Here is a 4026-nt window from a genome sequence, read left to right as displayed (position 1 = left end):
GCCCACGGGGATCGCCGACGCGGCCGCCGCGCTGGTCGGGCCGGCCCGGGTCACCGGCCGCGCCGGTCAGGTGCACGCCCAGGTGCGACCGGGCGGCACTCCGGCCCGGCTGCTGCTGCTCGGTGTGGGCGAGGCGGACGAGGCGGCGTGGCGGGCGGCGGGTGCCGGACTGGTCCGGGCAACGCGAGATGAGACTCATGTCACAGTGGCGTTGCCGGCGGAGTTGGCACCCGAGTCGGTGCGTGGGCTGGTCGAGGGCCTGCTGCTCGGTTCGTACCGGTTCCGCCTCGGCGACGACCCGGACGCCCCGACGCTGACCGGGGTCGACCTGGCAGTCGCCGAACCCGACGCGTACGCACAGGCCGTCACCACGGCCCGGACGACCGCCGAGATGACCCGGCTGGCCCGCGACCTCACCAACACCCCCTCCTCGGTCAAGAACCCGGAGTGGTTCGCCGCCCAGGTCACCGACGCCGCCGCCGACCTGCCCGGACTCCGGGTGCGGGTACGCGAGCCGGAGCAGTTGGCCGCCGAGGGATTCGGCGGGATCGTCGCGGTGGGCGGCGGCTCGGCCAGCGGTCCCCGCCTGGTCGAAATGGACTGGCACCCGGCCGACGCCCGGACCCACGTGGTGCTGGTCGGCAAGGGCATCACCTTCGACACCGGCGGCATCTCGATCAAGCCCGTGCCGGCGATGAAGCTGATGCGCAAGGACATGGCCGGGGCGGCGGCCGTCGTCGCGGCGACTTTGGGCGCGGCGGCCCTGAAGCTGCCGGTCCGGATCACCACGCTCGCCCCGCTGGCCGAGAACATGGTCAGCGGCTCGGCGTTCCGTCCCGGCGACGTCATCCGGCACTACGGGGGCCTGACCAGCGAGACCACCAACTCCGACGCCGAGGGGCGGCTGGTCCTCGCCGACGCGCTGGCGTACGCCGTGCAGGAGCTCAAGCCCGACCTGCTGATCGACCTGGCCACGCTGACCGGGGCGAACGCGGTCGCGCTCGGCACCCGCATCGGCGCGCTCTACAGCGACAACGACCGGTTGGCCGGGGACCTGCTGGCGGCCATCGACGCGGCCGGCGAGTCCGCCTGGCGGATGCCGCTGGGCACCGACTACGTCGAGCACCTCGGCAGCGACGTGGCCGACCTGCACAGCGCACCGACGCAGGGGCCCGGATCCGTGCTGGCCGCGCTCTACCTGCGCGAGTTCACCGGCGAGCTGCGCCAGCAGTGGCTGCACATCGACATGTCGGCGCCGTCCTGGTGCGACCGGGACGACGCGGAGCTGACCCGGGGCGCCACCGGCTGGGGCGTACGCGGCCTGCTGCGCTGGCTGGCGACCCTCTCCTGACCGGCGGCCCGGCCGTGGTGCGCCCGGTTCAGCAGCGCACTGCGGCCAGCAGCCCGTGGCCCACCGGCAGCATCGCCGGGATCCAGTTCTCCGACTCGCGGATGGCCTTGATCGTCTCGCGCACGGTCACCGTCTCCGCGTCCCGGGCCGCCGGGTCACCGATCCGGCCCCCGGCCAGCGTGCCGTTGAGGACCAGCACGCCACCGGGCCGGAGCAGCCGCAGCGCGGCCTCCACGCAGGCGGTGAAGCCGGTCGCCTCGGCGTCGACGAAGACCAGGTCGTACGCCCCGTCGGCGAGCCTCGGCAGCACGTCCAGCGCGCGTCCGGTGATGATGCGGGTCCGACCGGCGACGAAGCCCGCCTCGGTGAAGATCCGGCGGGCGATGCGCTGGTGCTCCACCTCGACGTCGATCGTGGTGAGCACCCCGTCGACCCGCATGCCCCGCAGCAGCCAGACCCCGCTGACCCCGGTGCCGGTGCCGATCTCGACCACCGCCCGCGCATTCCCGGCGGCGGCGAGCAGGCGCAACGCGGCGCCCGCTCCGGGGGTGACCGCGTCGAGTCCGACCTCCCGGGCGAGGCTGCGGGCGGTACGCAGCACGAGGTCCTCGGTGACGTACGACTCGGCGAACTGGAGAGCCGGGTTCGTCGGACTACCGGAACCGGCGACGGTGGCGATGGGACACCTCCGGGCGGCGAGCATGATGCGCAGGGCGGGTGGGCACTGTGACTCTAGAGGCGGCCCGCCACCGGCGCAGCCGGGCGTCCACCCGCAGTGACAACCGCTGACCCCACGCGGCACATCCGTGCAATCCTGGAAGCGGTATCCCGTCGACGGCATCGGAGCGGCGTCCGATCGCCGGATCGCGGGACACCGGGGGACGGACTGGGAGGCACCGAGTGACCGACGGCTGGGACTGGCGCCAGCCCGGCGCGAGCGGCGTACCGGCGGGACAGCCGGTGCCCGGAACTCCGCCGGCAGGCTCGTCGGCGCGCGAGGGGGCCCCACCGGGTGCCTCGCCGTGGTGGTCCGACGCGCTGAGCGACCCGTGGCGGGACCCGTACGCTCCGACGGCGGTGGTGGTGCCGGCGGCACCGGTCGTCGGCGTCGAGCCGGAACGGGTCACCGACCCGGACGCGCCCGGACGCTCGAAACTGCACCAGATGCTGCTGGTTCCCCTGCTCGCCGCGTTGCTCGCCGGCACGCTCGGCGGTGCCCTCGGGTACGCCTTCGCGGTCCGTGGCGGCGCGGCCGGGCCGGTGCTCGGCGCCGCCCCCGGGACCGCCCCCACGCTCGCCCAACGCCCGCCGGAGTCGCTGGCCGGGGTGGCCGAGCGGGTCCTGCCCAGCGTGGTCACCGTCCGGGTGGCCGGGGTGGGCGGCACCAGCGAGGGCTCCGGGTTCATCGTCAGCACCGACGGACACGTGATCACCAACGATCACGTCGTGGCCGGCGGCAGCGGCAAGGCGTCGGTGGTCTTCAACGACGGCAGCACCGACTCGGCGACCGTGGTGGGTCAGGACCCGGAGTCCGACATCGCCGTGATCAAGGTCTCACGTACCGGACTGCGTCCGGTCGAGTTCGGCGACTCCGACGCCCTGGCGGTCGGCGACCCGGTGCTGGCCTTCGGGTCGCCCCTGTCGCTGGCGAACACGGTCACCTCGGGCATCGTCAGCGCGCTGGACCGGACCATGCAGGCCGGCGAGCCGGGCGGCCCGACGCGCTACTACGCCGCGATCCAGACCGACGCCGCGGTCAACCACGGCAACTCGGGCGGCCCGCTGGTCGACGCGGCGGGGCGGGTGATCGGCGTCAACTCGACCATCAAGTCCCTGGTCGCGGACGGCCAGGAGGCCGGCAACATCGGTCTCGCCTTCGCCATCCCGATCAACCAGGCCAAGCGGATCACCCAGGAGATCATCGGCACCGGCAAGGCCCGGCGTACGGTGATCGGCGCCCAGGTGGGCGGACCGGGTGCCAACGCCGGCGGATCGGGTGTCCGCCTCGCCGCGGTGGAACCGGCGGGGCCGGCGGCCGGTGCCGGGCTCCGGGCCGGTGACGTGATCCTGCGGCTCGACGGCCGACCGATGACCGAGCCGACCGACCTGATCGCCCTGGTCCGCAAGTACGCCCCCGGCTCGGTGGTGACCGTCGAGTACCGGCGGGGCAGCGACCGGCAGAACGCCTCCGTCACGCTGGCGGCGGATGCGAAGTGACCTCGCAGAACCCCTTCTGGCCGGGCCCCCGACGTGCGTACTCTGGCTGCGGTAGCCGGGGGAGGAGGACGGGGTGTTCGAGAACCTGAACGTGTGGGAGGTCGGCGCGCTGCTGCTGCTGGCGCTGCTGATCTTCGGCGATCGGCTGCCGCAGGTGATCAGCGATGGCCTGCGGATGGTGCGCAACCTGCGGAACATGGCGCGTAACGCCACCACCGACCTCAGCAAGGAACTGGGCACCGACATCCAGCTCGAGGATCTGCACCCCAAGGCGTTCATCCGCAAGCATCTGCTCAGCGAAGAGGACGAGCAGGCGATCCGCAAACCGTTGCAGGGCGTCTACGACAACCTCCGGGCGGACGTCACCGGCGTGCACAACGACCTCAAGGACGTCGCCACCTCCGCCGACCCGCGAACCCCCGCCGCCACGTCGTCGGCAGCCCGCGCCACCGCCCCGG

General features: G+C 73.7%; 4 protein-coding genes. 3 read left to right on the top strand and 1 reads right to left on the bottom strand.

What is annotated here, in order from left to right:
- Window positions 1–1351 (top strand): M17 family metallopeptidase (locus EYA84_RS28030; protein ID WP_131056889.1); only part of this gene is annotated, 1351 nt, incomplete at its 5' end.
- Window positions 1352–1379: 28 nt separating this feature from the next.
- Here EYA84_RS28030 and EYA84_RS28025 read toward each other — a convergent pair.
- The gene (locus tag EYA84_RS28025; RefSeq protein WP_131056891.1) at window positions 1380–1952 is read right to left on the bottom strand and encodes an O-methyltransferase; all 573 of its coding nucleotides are present in this window, start codon (window positions 1950–1952) and stop codon (window positions 1380–1382) included.
- Between the two features lie 359 nt (window positions 1953–2311).
- On the opposite strand from EYA84_RS28025, the gene EYA84_RS28020 reads away from it, so the two are divergent.
- Together EYA84_RS28020 and EYA84_RS28015 are read left to right on the top strand one after the other, a co-directional pair.
- Complete coding sequence (locus tag EYA84_RS28020; protein WP_236146000.1) at window positions 2312–3568, top strand: S1C family serine protease; 1257 nt, start codon at window positions 2312–2314, stop codon at window positions 3566–3568.
- 73 nt (window positions 3569–3641) lie between these two features.
- Window positions 3642–4026: preprotein translocase subunit TatB (locus EYA84_RS28015; protein WP_131056885.1), on the top strand; the 385-nt coding region annotated here is incomplete at its 3' end.

Origin of the sequence: Verrucosispora sp. SN26_14.1, from assembly GCF_004307965.1 — a bacterium.
Lineage (GTDB): Bacteria > Actinomycetota > Actinomycetes > Mycobacteriales > Micromonosporaceae > Micromonospora.
The sequence above is the reverse complement of the archived record's forward strand: the minus strand, read 5'-3'. Positions and strand labels throughout refer to the sequence as shown.